At 66.9% G+C, this 13,963-nt stretch carries 15 protein-coding genes and 1 tRNA gene; 7 read left to right on the top strand and 9 right to left on the bottom strand.

Going from position 1 to position 13,963, the window contains the following annotated elements; translation table 11 throughout:
- Positions 1–15: 15 nt before the first annotated feature.
- The 3 genes from IB223_RS16845 to IB223_RS16855 all read right to left on the bottom strand — a co-directional run bounded on the left by IB223_RS16845 (position 16) and on the right by IB223_RS16855 (position 1,599).
- Positions 16–513, bottom strand: a complete 498-nt coding sequence (locus tag IB223_RS16845) for a DUF1579 domain-containing protein (RefSeq protein WP_192202910.1) — start codon at positions 511–513, stop codon at positions 16–18.
- Positions 514–606: 93 nt separating this feature from the next.
- Positions 607–819 (bottom strand): hypothetical protein, encoded by a 213-nt coding sequence (locus IB223_RS16850; RefSeq protein WP_142126021.1) that lies wholly within the window; start codon positions 817–819, stop codon positions 607–609.
- A 135-nt stretch (positions 820–954) separates the two neighbouring features.
- Positions 955–1,599 carry an arylesterase gene (locus IB223_RS16855; RefSeq protein ID WP_192202911.1) on the bottom strand — a complete coding sequence of 215 codons (645 nt, stop codon included), beginning with the start codon at positions 1,597–1,599 and terminating at the stop codon, positions 955–957.
- A gap of 88 nt (positions 1,600–1,687) precedes the next feature.
- Between IB223_RS16855 and IB223_RS16860 the strand changes: the two genes are divergently transcribed.
- On the top strand, positions 1,688–2,410 hold the full coding sequence (locus tag IB223_RS16860; protein WP_192202989.1) for an ABC transporter ATP-binding protein: 723 nt from the start codon (positions 1,688–1,690) through the stop codon (positions 2,408–2,410).
- Positions 2,407–4,908, top strand: a complete 2,502-nt coding sequence (locus IB223_RS16865) for an FtsX-like permease family protein (protein ID WP_192202912.1) — start codon at positions 2,407–2,409, stop codon at positions 4,906–4,908. The genes IB223_RS16860 and IB223_RS16865 overlap by 4 nt, the downstream gene beginning before the upstream one ends.
- Positions 4,909–5,030: 122 nt before the next feature.
- Here IB223_RS16865 and IB223_RS16870 read toward each other — a convergent pair whose 3' ends face one another.
- From IB223_RS16870 to IB223_RS18975, 4 genes are all read right to left on the bottom strand, one after another.
- On the bottom strand, positions 5,031–6,254 hold the full coding sequence (locus IB223_RS16870; protein WP_192202913.1) for an RtcB family protein: 1,224 nt from the start codon (positions 6,252–6,254) through the stop codon (positions 5,031–5,033).
- 199 nt (positions 6,255–6,453) lie between these two features.
- Positions 6,454–7,572, bottom strand: coding sequence for a slipin family protein (locus tag IB223_RS16875; protein WP_192202990.1), 1,119 nt, complete (start codon positions 7,570–7,572; stop codon positions 6,454–6,456).
- Positions 7,573–8,011: 439 nt separating this feature from the next.
- Positions 8,012–8,083 (bottom strand) — tRNA-OTHER (locus tag IB223_RS16880).
- A 434-nt stretch (positions 8,084–8,517) separates the two neighbouring features.
- Positions 8,518–8,643: a hypothetical protein gene (locus IB223_RS18975; protein WP_255431495.1), complete on the bottom strand. Its 126-nt coding sequence runs from the start codon at positions 8,641–8,643 to the stop codon at positions 8,518–8,520.
- Between the two features lie 238 nt (positions 8,644–8,881).
- Between IB223_RS18975 and IB223_RS16885 the strand changes: the two genes are divergently transcribed.
- The 4 genes from IB223_RS16885 to IB223_RS16900 all read left to right on the top strand — a co-directional run bounded on the left by IB223_RS16885 (position 8,882) and on the right by IB223_RS16900 (position 11,868).
- Positions 8,882–9,895 (top strand): class I SAM-dependent methyltransferase, encoded by a 1,014-nt coding sequence (locus IB223_RS16885; RefSeq protein WP_192202991.1) that lies wholly within the window; start codon positions 8,882–8,884, stop codon positions 9,893–9,895.
- Between the two features lie 4 nt (positions 9,896–9,899).
- Positions 9,900–10,607, top strand: a complete 708-nt coding sequence (locus IB223_RS16890; protein WP_192202914.1) for a pseudouridine synthase — start codon at positions 9,900–9,902, stop codon at positions 10,605–10,607.
- Complete coding sequence (locus IB223_RS16895) at positions 10,604–11,290, top strand: HAD family phosphatase (protein ID WP_343227219.1); 687 nt, start codon at positions 10,604–10,606, stop codon at positions 11,288–11,290. Before IB223_RS16890 ends, IB223_RS16895 begins: the two co-directional genes overlap by 4 nt.
- Positions 11,291–11,373: 83 nt before the next feature.
- Entirely contained in the window at positions 11,374–11,868 is a 495-nt protein-coding gene (locus tag IB223_RS16900) for a transposase (RefSeq protein WP_225591169.1), read from the top strand.
- A 77-nt stretch (positions 11,869–11,945) separates the two neighbouring features.
- On the opposite strand, the gene IB223_RS16905 is transcribed toward IB223_RS16900, so the two are convergent.
- Both IB223_RS16905 and IB223_RS16910 read right to left on the bottom strand, forming a co-directional pair.
- On the bottom strand, positions 11,946–12,491 hold the full coding sequence (locus IB223_RS16905) for a DUF1415 domain-containing protein (protein ID WP_192202994.1): 546 nt from the start codon (positions 12,489–12,491) through the stop codon (positions 11,946–11,948).
- 10 nt (positions 12,492–12,501) lie between these two features.
- Positions 12,502–12,984 carry a YajQ family cyclic di-GMP-binding protein gene (locus tag IB223_RS16910; protein ID WP_192202915.1) on the bottom strand — a complete coding sequence of 161 codons (483 nt, stop codon included), beginning with the start codon at positions 12,982–12,984 and terminating at the stop codon, positions 12,502–12,504.
- Positions 12,985–13,063: 79 nt separating this feature from the next.
- Between IB223_RS16910 and IB223_RS16915 the strand changes: the two genes are divergently transcribed.
- Positions 13,064–13,948, top strand: coding sequence for a DMT family transporter (locus IB223_RS16915; protein WP_225591170.1), 885 nt, complete (start codon positions 13,064–13,066; stop codon positions 13,946–13,948).
- Positions 13,949–13,963 lie beyond the last annotated feature (15 nt).

A 13,963-nucleotide genomic window follows, 5' to 3' on the forward strand; every position in this document is an offset into this window, starting at 1 on the left:
CTCTGCAACGGCTGCCTATCCGACGCGGGTGTACTGGGTCTCGACCGCCCGCATTTCCTCGCCCTGCGGGGTGATGTTGAACATGGTGATCACCAGCGTGTCAGGGTCGGGTTGCTCCAGCGTCGTGCGCCAGCCCCAGCGCGGGCCACCCTGCCCGTCGCCGTAGCTGCCGAGGACGTTGGGGCTCGGTGCGCTGCCGGCGCCGGTCGAGAACATGATGTTGGTGCCCGTCCCGAAACTCTCCACCCAGGCGGATTCCCAGTGGCCATCGTCCAGGTGGTAGCCGTACAGCACGATGCCTTCGATGGGCTCATCGTTGAAGCGGCTCTCGTACTCGTGCATCAGGAAGCGTCCGCCCAGCACGCTGCGGATGCGTCCCCGCTGCGGGGCCTCGCAGGCCAGTTCGTCGGGCGTGAACCACAGGCGGAAGCGGCCTTCCCACTCACCGGCCATCTGCGCCAGTTGCCGGTGCCGGCCTTGCGCCAGCGACTCTTCGAACGCGTGCTTGCCCATGGCGGAGTCTCCAGGTGTGTGCCGCGGATCATGCCATCCGGTGACGGAGGGCGGACAGCGGCGCGCAGTCGCCCGCGTGCCAGAAGCGGTGTTTCAGCCGTGGCGTGCCAACAGCACGGACTCGTTGCTGGGCATCTCGACCACCACGGCGGTCGGGATGCCGTGATGCTGGTGCAGGGTGGCCGCGAGCAATTTGGCGTTCTCGCGCGCGTCGCCGAGGTTGTCGAACCAGTCGCGGCCGAACTGGCCTTCGTACAGCTGCCAGCCGCTGGCATCGGCGGCGATGGTGAAAAGCAGGCGGGGCATTGCGTACTCCAGTCAGCATGCCGGGCAGGGAACCGGCATGGGGACTGTGCGCGAATGTGCCAGTTATCACATTCGGCGGACTGCCCGTATCGGCGTAGGAAAATTCCTACCACCGTGTAGGTGCAACGCCGGTCCTCAGCGCAGCATCGGCTCCAGCGCCGTCCAGACGTGGTCGCGCAGTTTCGGCTGGGCGCTGGCGACGGGGTGCAGGTTGTCGGCCTGATAGGCATTGCGGTCCAGTGCGATGGGTTCCAGCAGGAACGGCAGCAGCGCAGTGCGGTACTGCTTGGCCAGCGCACTGAAGTTCTGTTCGAAGCCGCGCGTGTAATCGGGGCCGTAATTCGGCGGCATCCGCATGCCGACCAGCAGCACCTTCGCCTTGCCTGCCTGCGCAGCCTTGATCATCTTTTCCAGATTGGCGCGCGTCTGCGCCAGTGGCAGGCCCCGCAACCCGTCGTTCGCGCCCAGCGCGATGACCACGACGGCGGGCTTGTGGCGTTGCAGTTCCGCCGCGATGCGCGCCGCCCCGCCTGCAGTGGTCTCGCCACTGATGCTGGCGTTGACGACGCGCCAGCCCGGCTTCGTCTTGCCGATCCGGTCCGCGGTCAGCGACACCCATCCCTGCGACGGCGCCAGGCCGTATGCCGCCGAGAGCGAGTCGCCCATCACCAGGACGGTGCGCGTGCCCTTCGCGGGCGCGGCCTGCGCACTCTGCGCTGCGGCGGGACGTGCGAATAATGCGACGAGCAGAAGCAGCGCCAAGCCCATGGCCCATTGCATGCGTACGCCGCTGGCCCCATACCTGTTCAAATTAAGAAACATTTAATCCCTGCTCCCGATGATCCACGAAATGACCGACGAGACGATCATGGCCGACGCCAGCAGACTCCCCACTGAAGCCCCCTCCATTGCGCGCCATGCCGTGCTCGACGTGCAGGGCTTGGGCAAGCATGTGCCGCTGCCCGACGGTGCCCTGACGATACTCGACGACATCGGCTTCCGCATCGAGCATGGCGACACCGTCGCCATCGTGGGGGCATCCGGCTCCGGCAAGAGCACGCTGCTGTCGCTGCTGGCCGGCCTGGACGTGCCCAGTGCCGGCACGGTGACGCTGGATGGCGAGCGCCTTTCGGACATGGACGAGGACGGTCGTGCGCGCGTGCGCGGGGAGAAGGTCGGCTTCGTCTTCCAGAGTTTCCAACTCCTGCCGTCATTGACCGCGCTGGAAAACGTCATGCTGCCGCTGGAATTGCGTGGCGATGCCGATGCGGAAGGGCCTGCCCGGCAGATCCTGGAAAAAGTCGGCCTTGGCCAGCGCCTCGGCCATTATCCGCGCCAGTTGTCGGGTGGCGAGCAGCAGCGCGTCGCCCTGGCGCGCGCGTTCGTCACGCGGCCCTCGCTGTTGTTCGCGGACGAACCCACCGGCAATCTCGACACGCATACCGGGCAGGCCATCATCGAGCTGCTGTTCGCGCTGAACGCCGATGCAGGCACCACGCTGATCCTGGTCACCCACGACGCTCATCTCGCCGAACGCTGCCAGCGCCGCCTGCGCCTGGATGCCGGTCGCCTGCAAGGTTCCGCGGCATGAAGACGCTCGCGCTGGCCTGGCGCCAGCTGCGGCGCGACCTGGTGGCGGGGGACATCCGCATCCTGTTCGCCGCGCTGGTGCTCGCCGTGGTGGCGGTGACCTCCGTCGGCTTCGTCACCGACCGCGCGGAGCGCGCGCTGGCGATCGAGGCGAACCGGCTGCTCGGTGGCGACGTGGTGGTGCGCGGCGATGCACCGCCTTCGGAGGCACTGCGCGCACTCGCCAAGGCGCCCGGCTTGCGGGTGACCGAGACGCATGAACTGCAGAGCATGGTGCGCGCGGGCGAATCGCTCTCGCTGGGCGACCTGCGTGCGCTGGGCGAAGGCTTCCCGCTGCGCGGCAACTTCCGCCTGGTGGATCGCGCGGGTGGCGTCGAACGCGATGCTGCAGGCATTCCGGCACCCGGCACGGTGTGGATCAGCCAGGCCGGTGCGGAGACGCTGGGTGCGAAGCCCGGCGATGGGATCGGCATCGGCACGCGCACGCTGAAGCTGGCCGCGCTTGTCACCCAGGAGCCGGATGCCGCGCTGGACTATTTCAACGTGGCGCCGAAGGTCTTCCTCAATCTTGCCGATCTGCCGTCCACCGACCTGGTGCAGGAAGGCAGCCGACTGCGTTACCGACTCGTCGTTGCCGGCGAGGCGGCGGCGGTGGAGAGCTTCACGGCGGCCGCAAAGCCGCAACTCGCGCGTGGGCAACGGATGGAAACCATCCAGGACGCACGGCCCGAGGTGCGTTCCGCACTTGATCGCGCGAGTCGTTTCCTCGGTCTCGCCGCGCTGGTCTCCGTGGTGCTGGCGGCGGTCGCCGTCGCGATGGCCGCGCGTCGCCACAGCGAGCGTCACCTGTCGGGCACGGCGGTGATGCGCTGCCTCGGTGCGCAGCAGCGCACGCTGGTGGGTATCCACGTCGGCGAACTGGTACTGCTGGGCCTGGCGGCGTGCACCGTCGGCGTGCTGATCGCCTTCGGCCTGCAGTGGGGCATCGGCAGCTGGCTGCAGCAGTCGCTGAAGATCGACATCCCGCCAGCAGGCCTGATACCGGCGCTGCAAGGTTATGGCGTGGGCATGATCGTACTGCTCGCGTTCGGCGCACCGCCGGTGCTGGCGCTGCGTCGCGTGCCGGCATTGCGCGTGTTGAGGCGCGATCTCGACCGTACCGAACCCAGCGCATGGCTGGTCGCGCTGACCGGCTTCGTCGGACTGGGCGCACTGTTGTGGTGGAAGGCAGGCTCGCCCACCTTGGGCACGGCGATGCTGGTCGGCATCGTCGGTACGCTCGCCGTCCTCTCGCTGCTGGCCTGGGCGATGATCCTGCTGGTGCGTCGCCTGCGCTCGCGCCTGCGCGGCAGCCTGCGCTACGGCCTGGCGAATGTCAGTCGCCGGGCTGGAACATCGATCGCGCAGGTGTCGGCGCTCGGTCTTGGCCTGATGGCGCTGCTGTTGCTGACCTTCGTGCGCACCGATCTGCTGGATCGCTGGCAACTCGCACTCTCCGCCAATGCACCGAACCGCTTCATCATCAACGTGCAGCCGGACCAGGTGGATCCGGTGAAGACCTTCATGCAGACGCGCGGGCTCTCGGCGGTGGACCTATATCCGATGATCCGTGGCCGCCTGGTCGAACTCAACGGCAAGCCCAGCAGCGGTGCCGACTACGAAGAGGCCGACGAGCGCACGCAGCGCCGCGCCGAGCGCGAGTTCAACCTGTCGATGGCGACGACACTGCGCGACGATAACAAGGTGACGGCCGGCGAGTTCTGGACCGGACGTACCCCGTCGTCACCGGAGTTGTCGGTGGAGGAGGAGTTCGCCGAGGCGTTGGGATGGAAGCTCGGCGACCGGGTGGCGTTCGATATCGCCGGCCAGCGCTTCGAGGGCCGCGTCACCAGCCTGCGCAGCGTGGACTGGGAGAGCTTCCGTCCCAACTTCTTCGTTGTCGCCTCGCCGGGCGCACTCGATGGCTATTCCGCCAGCTATATCACCGCCGTCAGCGTACCGTCGGGCGATGCCGCCTTCACGCGCGAACTGGTCAACCAGTTCCCCAACCTGTCGGTGATCGATGTGGAGGCGGTGCTCAACCAGGTGCGCAGCACGGCCGAGCAGGTCTCGCAAGTGGTGCAGGTGGTGTTCTGGTTCTCGCTCGCGGCGGGCCTGCTGGTGCTGATGGCGGCGGTGAGCGCCAGCCAGGACGAACGCTTGCTGGAAGGTGGCGTGATGCGTGTGCTGGGCGGCAGCCGGCGCCAGCTGCGGCTTGCGCAGGCCTCGGAGTTCGCGGCCATCGGTCTGCTGGCCGGTCTGGTCGCCGCCATCGCGGCGTCAGTCTTGTCAGGCGTGGTGGCCACGCAGGTGTTCGACCTGCCCTGGAAAGCGAACTGGCAGCTGGCCGCCATCGGTGGCGGGCTGGGCATGCTCGCAGCCCTCGGTGCCGGCCTGTTCGCCACGCGCAGGGTGCTGGATGCGCCGCCGTCGGTTACGTTGCGCGAACTGCAGGGATAGCGCCTGTAGGAGGGGCTTCAGCCCCGACCTGACCATCAGGGATGGCGGTCGGGGCTGAAGCCCCTCCTACAAAAAAAGAGCCATCCGTTGCTGGATGGCTCCGAGGCAGCATCAGGAGACTTTTACCCCTTGATGCAGACCACCTGACGCAGCGTGTGGACGACTTCCACCAGGTCGCTCTGCGCGGACATCACGGCGTCGATGTCCTTGTAGGCCGCCGGCGACTCGTCGATCACGCCGGCGTCCTTGCGGCATTCGACATGCGCCGTGGCCTCGCGGTGCTGCGACAGCGTGATCTGCTGGCGCGCGGCGGTACGGCTCAGCACGCGGCCGGCCCCGTGGCTGCAGCTGTGGAAGCTGTCCGCGTTGCCCTTGCCGCGCACGATGAAGCTCTTCGCGCCCATGCTGCCGGGAATGATCCCCAGCTCACCTGCGCGCGCGCTCACCGCGCCCTTGCGGGTCACCAGCAGGTCCACGCCGCCGTGCGTTTCCTTCTGCACGTAGTTGTGGTGGCAGTTCACCGCCATCTTCTCCAGCTGGAACTTCGGCAGGCGGTGGCGCATCTCCGCCAGTACGCGCGACATCATCGCTTCGCGGTTCTCGCGGGCGTAGTCCTGCGCCCACGAGACCGCTTCCACGTAGTCGTCGAACAAGGGCTCGCCTTCCATGAAGAAGGCCAGGTCCTTGTCCGGCAGATGGAAGCCCAGCACACGGTGCGCCAGTTGCTCGCGCGCCCGCTCGATGAAGTAGTTGCCGATCAGGTTGCCGGTGCCGCGCGATCCACTGTGCAGCATCACCCACACCGCGTCGGCCTCGTCCAGGCAGATCTCGATGAAGTGGTTGCCGCCGCCCAGCGTGCCGATCTGGCGGTCCAGCTTGTCGGTGCGGATCTTGCGATGCTTCTGCTTGATCGCCTCCAGGCGCGGCTCCAGCCCCGACTGCGCGATGCGCGTGGCGATGCTGTCCGGCAGCTTCCAGTGTTCGCCACCGCGCCCGTTGCCCACCGGCACGCTGCGTTCGATGCTCGAGCGCAACTGCGCCAGGGTGTCCGGCAGGTCCTTCGCGCGCAGCGTGGTCCGCACCGCAGCCATGCCGCAGCCGATGTCCACGCCGACCGCCGCCGGAATGATGGCGCCGCGCGTCGGGATGACCGAGCCCACGGTCGCGCCCTTGCCCAGATGCACGTCGGGCATGACCGCGACCCACGGGCCGACGAAGGGGACGGCCGCGATGTTCCGCAGCTGCTCATGGGCACCCTGGTCCAGGGGCACGCCGCGCACCCAGCCCTTGATCGGCGTGGTGCTGCCCTCGGCGTGCAGCAGTTCGAATTGGGATTGCATGTTCATGTGTTCACTCCATTGAAAGGATAAAGCCCCTTCCCCCGCGTGCGGGGGAAGGTTGGGATGGGGGCGGACTACGCCGCAGCGCCGTCCTCCGCCGAAAGCCGGACCACGTCCTCGCGCGATCCTTGCGCCGACGCGTGCCGTGCTCCGGCGGCCCCCACCCCAGCCCTCCCCCGTGAACGGGGGAGGGGGCAGGTTTCCGCTACTTCAGCGTCACCAACTGCTTCAGCACGCCATCCAGGCCGCCGAACACGGTGAGCTTGTCGATCTTCTCGGTGACCTTTTCCAGGGCCTCGAGCTCCTTCAGGCGCATCAGCACTGGCGACTCGTCGATCAGCTTCGCGGTGTTGAGCAGGGAACGCGTGGCGTTCGCCTCCTCGCGGCGGCGGATCACGTTGGCCTGCGCCGTCTTCTCCGCCTGCACCACCCCGTTGAGGATCTCCTTCATCTCGCCCGGCAGGATCACGTCCTTCACGCCCACGCCCAGCACCTCCACGCCGAAGCCGGTCAACTGGCCGCGCACGTAAGCGAAGATGTCGGCGTCCAGCGAGGCCTTGTCGCCCAGCAGCTCGTCCAGCGTCTTGGCGGAGACCGCCTTGCGCAGGCCGTACTGCAGCTCGCGGTAGACGAAGTCACCGACCTTCGCGACCTTGGTGCGCGCAGCCACCACGTCGGTGACGCGGGTGCTGGCGGCCAGGTTTACGCGCAGGCTGACCTTGTCGCGGGTCAACAGTTCCTGACCCGACACTTCGATCGTCTGCACGCGCGTATCGACCACATCCACCACCACGTTCTTCTGGAAGTTCCAGAAGGCGTAGCTGCCCGGTGCAAGCGTGCGCTCGAGCTTGCCGTCGATGAACACCAGGCCAGCGAACTCCGCCGGCACGTCGGCCACCACGGCCAGCTTCGACAACGCACCCAGCTGGCGCAGGCGCCGCGCCACGGCGACTTCCACGTCCGGCGTGGCGAGCGTCACCGCCTGCACTTCGACCTTCACCAGGCCGATCCAGTACAGGCGGCGCGTGCCGGGCGGCAGCACGTCTTCCAGCTTGCCGTTCTTCAGCACCAGGCCGACCTCATCCACGCCGATGTCGGCGAGCACGAAGACCTCGCCCAGGCGCTCGCCGAGGCGCGCGATCAGCGCGTCGACGTCGTGGCCGGCGTATTCCGGCGAGGCGATGTTGAAGGTGCGCACCTCGATCCGACCCATCGGGTCGAACCAGTGGTACACGCCGGGCGCGAGCAGTTGCTCGAACCGACGGTTGCGATACACCAGGCCGCGCTCGCCGTCACCGATCACGACCCTCTTGGTCCAGAACATGCTGTTCAGAAGCATGGCGTTGTTCTCCTTGTTGGCTCTGGTGGTTCGATCCAGTAAGCAATCCGCCGCGGAGGATCGAATGCCGCGGCGGCGATGTGTGTCGAGCGCACCTGCGATCGACGGGACAAGGTGGAAACGCCCCTGCACGGAAGCGATGCGGGCGACCGGCGCTGCCGGCGGAGGCATCGCGGCGACAAGGCGATCCGCAGATCGCATCGAACGCTGCGCGCCTCTGCGTCGAGGGCGCGGTGTCGGCACCGTCCCCGCTGCGTGCGTCGCCTCCCGCAGTCCATCGCGGAAGAACGACACGCCGCACGGGGCGTTTCCTGAGTGGGACTTTCGTCCCCGTTTCCAGATTTACAGTCTGGTGTTGGAGCGGGAGTCGAACCCGCGACCGTCGGAGTCAACGTCCGATGCTCTAACCATCTGAGCTATCCAGTGGTGGACGAACCGGATTTGAACCGGTGGCCAACGGCATGCGCCGCTGCTCTCCCAAGCTGAGCTATCGTCCGCTCGAGGAACACCGCCTCCCACGCTTCGGCATACGCCACGGCAGCGCCGCGCGCACCGGACGGAATACAAACCCGTACCGCTGTAGCGTGTTCGATCGATGTTCCTCATTGCCGGCTGTCGCCAACCGGCAATTCGTTTGGGCGCCATGCGCCCTTGTGGTGTCCACTCCCCGCGCCGCTCGCGTCGAAGCATCACAACGCAGCGCACATGCGCCGGTCGCAGCCGCGCCCCTGCCTCGGGACGCGCAGGCGCGTTACCCGGATGCTTCAGGGCGGAAAAGAATTTCCGTGGTGGAATGGAGGGAATCTGGTCGATGCATGCGCATCCTCCGCGAACGCTGAAAACAAAACGCCCCCGGGGCTTGCGACCCGAGGGCGTTCGCGTTTCCTCGGGAGATCGGGGTGGCCGATCTCCCTGGGAGTCAGCCGGATGTCAGGTGGCCAGATGCCGCGCGGGTTCGTTGCCGGGCTTGGCATCGAACGCATACGCACGCACGCGCAGGCCGCAGCGCGATGGCTGCAGGTCAAGCGTGTTGGCGATGGAGTGCGCGGGCTTCATGGAAATCATTCTGGTGAAAAAACAGCCGCAAGGGCCGAAGGCCGCGCACAATACGCCGGTTGTTTTCGATGTGCAACAAATTTTTAACTGCGGTATCGAAAGCCCGACAAACGGTGGGTCGTCATGTCAGGCGACGCATGCGGGATACCCGCTCGTACGCGGGTAGAATCGCCACCTGTTTTCCTGCTGACGGTGCCCCTTGGCTGCACGAAATTCCGATCCCGCGCTGGACGCATTGATGTTGCCGTTCGCGCAGGGCCAACTGGCTTGGCCGACGGGGCCGATTGCGTTCCTGCGCGCACGTGATGGCGCGGCGCTGCGCCAGTTCCCGCTGTCGCAGCTGGTGTGCGAACAGAGTTTCCGCCCGGATGCCGAGTTGCTGGAGCACGCCGGCTTGAACGTCGTGGCCGATGCCGTGGCCGATGCGGCGCGCCATGCGCTCGTACTGGTGCTTCCGCCGCGCCAGCGCGAAGAAGCGCGCGCGCTGCTGGCGCGTGCGGTGCGGCTGGCATCGCCCGGTGGCATCGTGGTGGCCGCGATGACCAACAACGAAGGCGCCAAGTCCGGCGAGGCCGACCTCAAGCAGCTTGCCGGCCTGGCCGGCACACTGACCAAGTTCCATTGCCGCACTTTCTGGACGCGGCCCCTGGACGACGGAATCGACACTGCACTGCTGGAGAAGTGGACATCGCTCGATGCGCCACGCCGCATCGAGGGCGGCCGCTTCCTCAGCCGGCCCGGTGTATTCGCATGGAACCGCATCGATCCGGCGTCCGCGCTGCTGGTCGAACACCTGCCATCCGACATCGCTGGTCACGGCGCGGATCTCGGTGCCGGCTACGGATATCTCTCCAGCGAACTGCTCGCGCGGTGCGCCGGGATCACCGCGCTCGACCTGTACGAAGCCGAAGCGCGTGCGCTGGAACTGGCCAGGACCAATCTGGCCGCGTCCACATCGTCCGCCACCCGCGAGTTCCTGTGGCACGACGTCACCCGCGGTCTGCCGACGCGCTACGACTTCATCGTCAGCAATCCGCCGTTCCATACGCAGAGCCGCGCCGATCGCCCCGACATCGGCCAACGTTTCATCAGCGTGGCCGCCGAGGCGTTGAAGCCGGGTGGCCGCCTGTGGCTGGTCGCCAACCGCCACCTGCCGTACGAGCAGACCTTGAACGACAGCTTCGGCGACGTGCGCGTGGCCGGCGAGCGTGACGGTTTCAAGGTGATTGCCGCCATCAAGGCGAGGCGGTGAACGCATGAAGATCGTCAAGCACATCGCCAACCTGGGTTATGGCAGCCGCAAGCAGGTCCAATGGATGTTCCGCGAAGGCCGCATCACCGACGCCGCAGGCGAGGTGCTGTACGCCGATGATCCGGTCGACCACGACAACATCCGGGTGGATGGCGAGCCGCTCGATCCTGCGCCGGGGCTGACGATCCTGTTGCACAAGCCAGTAGGCTACACCTGCTCGACCAAGGACACCGGCCGCATCGTCTACGATCTGTTCCCGTCGCGCTTCCGCGATCGCTCGCCGGTGCTGTCCACGGTGGGGCGGCTCGATCGCGAGACCAGCGGCCTGCTGCTGCTCACCGACGACGGCGGACTGCTGCACCGGATCATCTCGCCGAAGGCCAACCTGCCCAAGGTCTACGACGTCACGCTGGCGCAGGACCTGCGCGGCGACGAAGGCGCGGTCTTCGCCAGTGGCACGTTGATGCTGGAATCGGAGCAGACGCCGCTGGCGCCGGCCGGCTTGCACGTGATCGACCCGCGCCATGCGCAGGTCACGCTCACCGAAGGTCGTTACCACCAGGTGCGTCGCATGTTCGCCGCCGTCGGCAACCATGTGGAGGCGCTGCATCGCAGTCGCACCGGGGGACTGACGCTGGGCGACCTGGAGCCTGGGCAGTGGCGCCTCCTGGGCGAGGATGACCTCCGCCAGCTGTTCGAGGACAACGCGTGAATCCTGCACGCCTGCCGTTCGCGCCCGAGGCGGTGATCTTCGACATGGACGGCCTGATGCTGGACAGCGAACGCGCGATCATCGGTTGCCTGGCGGAAGCCGCGTGCGAGCTTGGCCACGATCTGCCCGAGGTGTTGTGGCTGTCGATGGTCGGCCACAGCGAAGCCGTCTGCCGCCACCTGTTGGACGAAGCCATCGGCGAAGCGCAGCGCGAGCGTGTGCTGCAGCGCTCGCACGTGCTCTACGAGGCGGTGGTCGCGGCGGGCGTACCACACCGTCCCGGCATCATCGAGATGCTGGATTTCCTCGATTCCCGCAGGATTCCACGCGCCGTCGCCACGTCGACGCGTCGTCCGCTGGCGCTGCGCAAGCTGGACGCCGCCGGCCTGCTGCCACGGTTCGACGTCATCTGCACCAGCAGCGATGTCGAGCATCCCAAGCCTGCGCCCGATGTCTATCTGCTCGCGGCTCGCTCGCTCGGCGTCGATCCACGGCGGTGCCTGGTGCTGGAGGATTCGCCCACCGGCGTGCGCGCCGCACTTGCCGCCGGCATGCATCCGATCCAGATCCCAGACCTGCTGGAACCGGACGACGCCGTGCGTGCGCTTGGGCACACCATCCTGTCATCGCTGGACGATGCACGCATGTTGCTGGAGCAGCGTTTGCTTGGAGAGGTTTTGTAGGAGCGACGTGAGTCGCGACCGCACGGCAAATTCCCACTCGAATGCGCGAGGTCTCCTGATATGGCGGCCCTTGGTGTGATTCCATGCTCACCGGCATGGATAACGCCGACTGCCTGCGACGAACTGGAGGTCACGCCGCTTTGCGTCACGGACGCATGTCAGCGGAAGGACAGGTCTACCTGGTCACCTTCGTCACGCATGACCGCCGACCGCTGTTCTCCGATACCACCATGGCCCATGATGCCGCGCGTGCGGCCACCGACAGGCGGCTTTGGTATCGCTCCCGGCTGTTGGCGTGGGTACTCATGCCGGATCACTGGCATGGGCTGATCGAGTTGGGAGCTATGGAATCCCTGTCCGTCTGCGTGCAGCGCCTGAAGACCAATACGTCACGCGCGGCGGCCAGGCCTGAAGGTCCGCGACGTGTGTGGGCGCCTGGCTTCCATGATCGTGCGATCCGTTCGGATGACGGCCTGCGGGCCGCCGCGCGCTATCTTGTTGCCAATCCATTGCGCGCTGGATTGGTCGACAGGATCGGAAGCTATCCGTACTGGGATGCGGTGTGGCTCCAGGCCTAGAGAAGCGATGATGGAGCTTAGGGGGGGCGGTCGGCGGTCGCGACTTACGTCGCTCCTACAGAAGAGCCAGACCTCTCTCACTCCCCGAACAGCTTCGCCCACCCCGCATGCCCCAGCGAATCCAGCGTCTTCACGTTGCGCTCGACGATGACGTCGGCATCGGGGAAGGCCTCCACCGCACGGTCGATGCTGGCTTCGCGCAGCAGGTGCAGGGTGGGGTAGGGCGATCGGTTGGTGTAGTTGCTGATGTCGTCCGGGGCGGTGCCGGCGAACTGGTAGTCCGGGTGGAAGCTGGCCACCTGGATCACGCCCTGCAGGTCCAGTGCCTCGACCGCGGCGTCGGCGTTGTCGAGGAAATCGTTGTAGTCGAGGAAGTCGGTCAGCACGTCGGGATGGATGATCAGCGTGGTGTCGACCTGTTCGGGGTCCGCATCCCGCAGCAGCACCAGTTCTTCCGCCAGTTCTTCCAGCAGTGCTTCCGGGGTGCTCGCATCGCTCAGCACGAAGCGGACCTGCTGCTTCACGTACACCGCTTTCGCGAACGGGCACAGGTTCAGGCCGATCACCGCGCGCTCCACCCACTGGCGGGTGGTGGCGATCGGGTCGGCCACGCCGTTGGCGATGTGCGGAACGTCAGTCACGGAAATTGTCGAACTGCAGCGGCAGTTCGAACTCGGTCTTCTTCAGCAGGGCGATGACATCCTGCAGGTCGTCGCGCTTCTTGCCGGTCACACGCAGCTTCTCGCCGTTGATCTGCGCTTCCACCTTGAGCTTGGCGTCCTTGATGGTGGAGACGATCTTCTTCGCCAGCTTCTGTTCGATGCCCTGCTTGACGGTGACCTTCTGGCGCGCGCCGGCCAGGTTGGTGTCCACGTCGCCGAACTCGAGGCAGCGCACGTCGATCTGGCGGGCGATCAGGCGGGCACGCAGGATGTCGGTCATCTGCTTGAGCTGGAAGTCGCTCGGCGCGGACTGGGTGATGAGTTTGTCTTCCAGCTCGAACTTCGCTTCCACGCCCTTGAAGTCGAAGCGGGTGGAGAGTTCGCGGTTGGCCTGATCCACGGCGTTGGTCAGTTCGTGGGCGTTGACTTCGGAGACGACGTCGAAAGAGGGCATGGGGGGGTCTTCCTGTCTGATGCGCCGCCATTCTAGCGTGCCGCCCTCGCCGCCGAGCGCTGGCCGGTGATAATGGCGCATGTCCGCGCCCCGCCCCTCCCTCGCTTCCGCCGTCCTGCTGATGCTGGCGGCCGTCCTGATGTTCGCGTTGATGGACGCAGGGCTGAAGCTGCTCTCTGCGCACTATCCGCCCTTGCAGGTCGCCGCGCTGCGCGGCCTCTCCTCGCTGCCCCTGGTCGCGTTGTGGGTCCTGGCCACGGTGCCGCCGCGCTCGTTGCTGCGCGTGTACTGGCCGCTCCACCTGCTGCGCGGCGTGCTGGGCATCGCGATGATGGGCGGGTTCGTCTACGGCTTGAGGACGATGCCGCTGTCCACGGCGTACGCGATCACCTTCGTCGCGCCGCTGCTGGTCACGGCGATGGCGGGTCCGTTGCTGAAAGAGCGCGTGGGACCCGCGCGCTGGGTGGCGATCTTCATCGGCCTGGTGGGAGTCCTGGTGATCCTGCGACCCACCGGCGAGGGCATGCTGACCCAGGGTGGGCTGGCGATCCTGCTGGCCGCGATCTGCTATGCGCTGGGTGCGGTCACCGTGCGCATGCTGGCGCAACGCGACAGTACGCAGGCGATGGTGTTCTGGTTCGTCGTCCTGCTGTCGCTGGGCGCGTGGCTGCTTGCGCTTCCCGCGTGGAAGCCGCTGCAGCCCGCGCATGGCTGGATCATCGCGGGCGTCGGTGTCTCCGGTTCGCTGGCGCAGGTGGCACTGACCGAAGCGTTCCGCCGGGGCGAGGCCTCGCTGATCGCGCCGCTGGAATACACCGCGCTGGTATGGGGCGTGCTGCTGGACGTGGCCTTGTGGTCGGTGCTGCCGGATGGGGTCACCTGGATCGGCGCCGGCATCATCGTCGCCAGCGGGCTGTACCTGCTGCGGCGCGAAAAGGTCCATGTGGAAGCCGAACACCCCTGACGTACGTTGCGGCAT

The sequence above is a fragment of the Pseudoxanthomonas sp. PXM03 genome, assembly GCF_014852005.1.
Lineage (GTDB): Bacteria > Pseudomonadota > Gammaproteobacteria > Xanthomonadales > Xanthomonadaceae > Pseudoxanthomonas_A.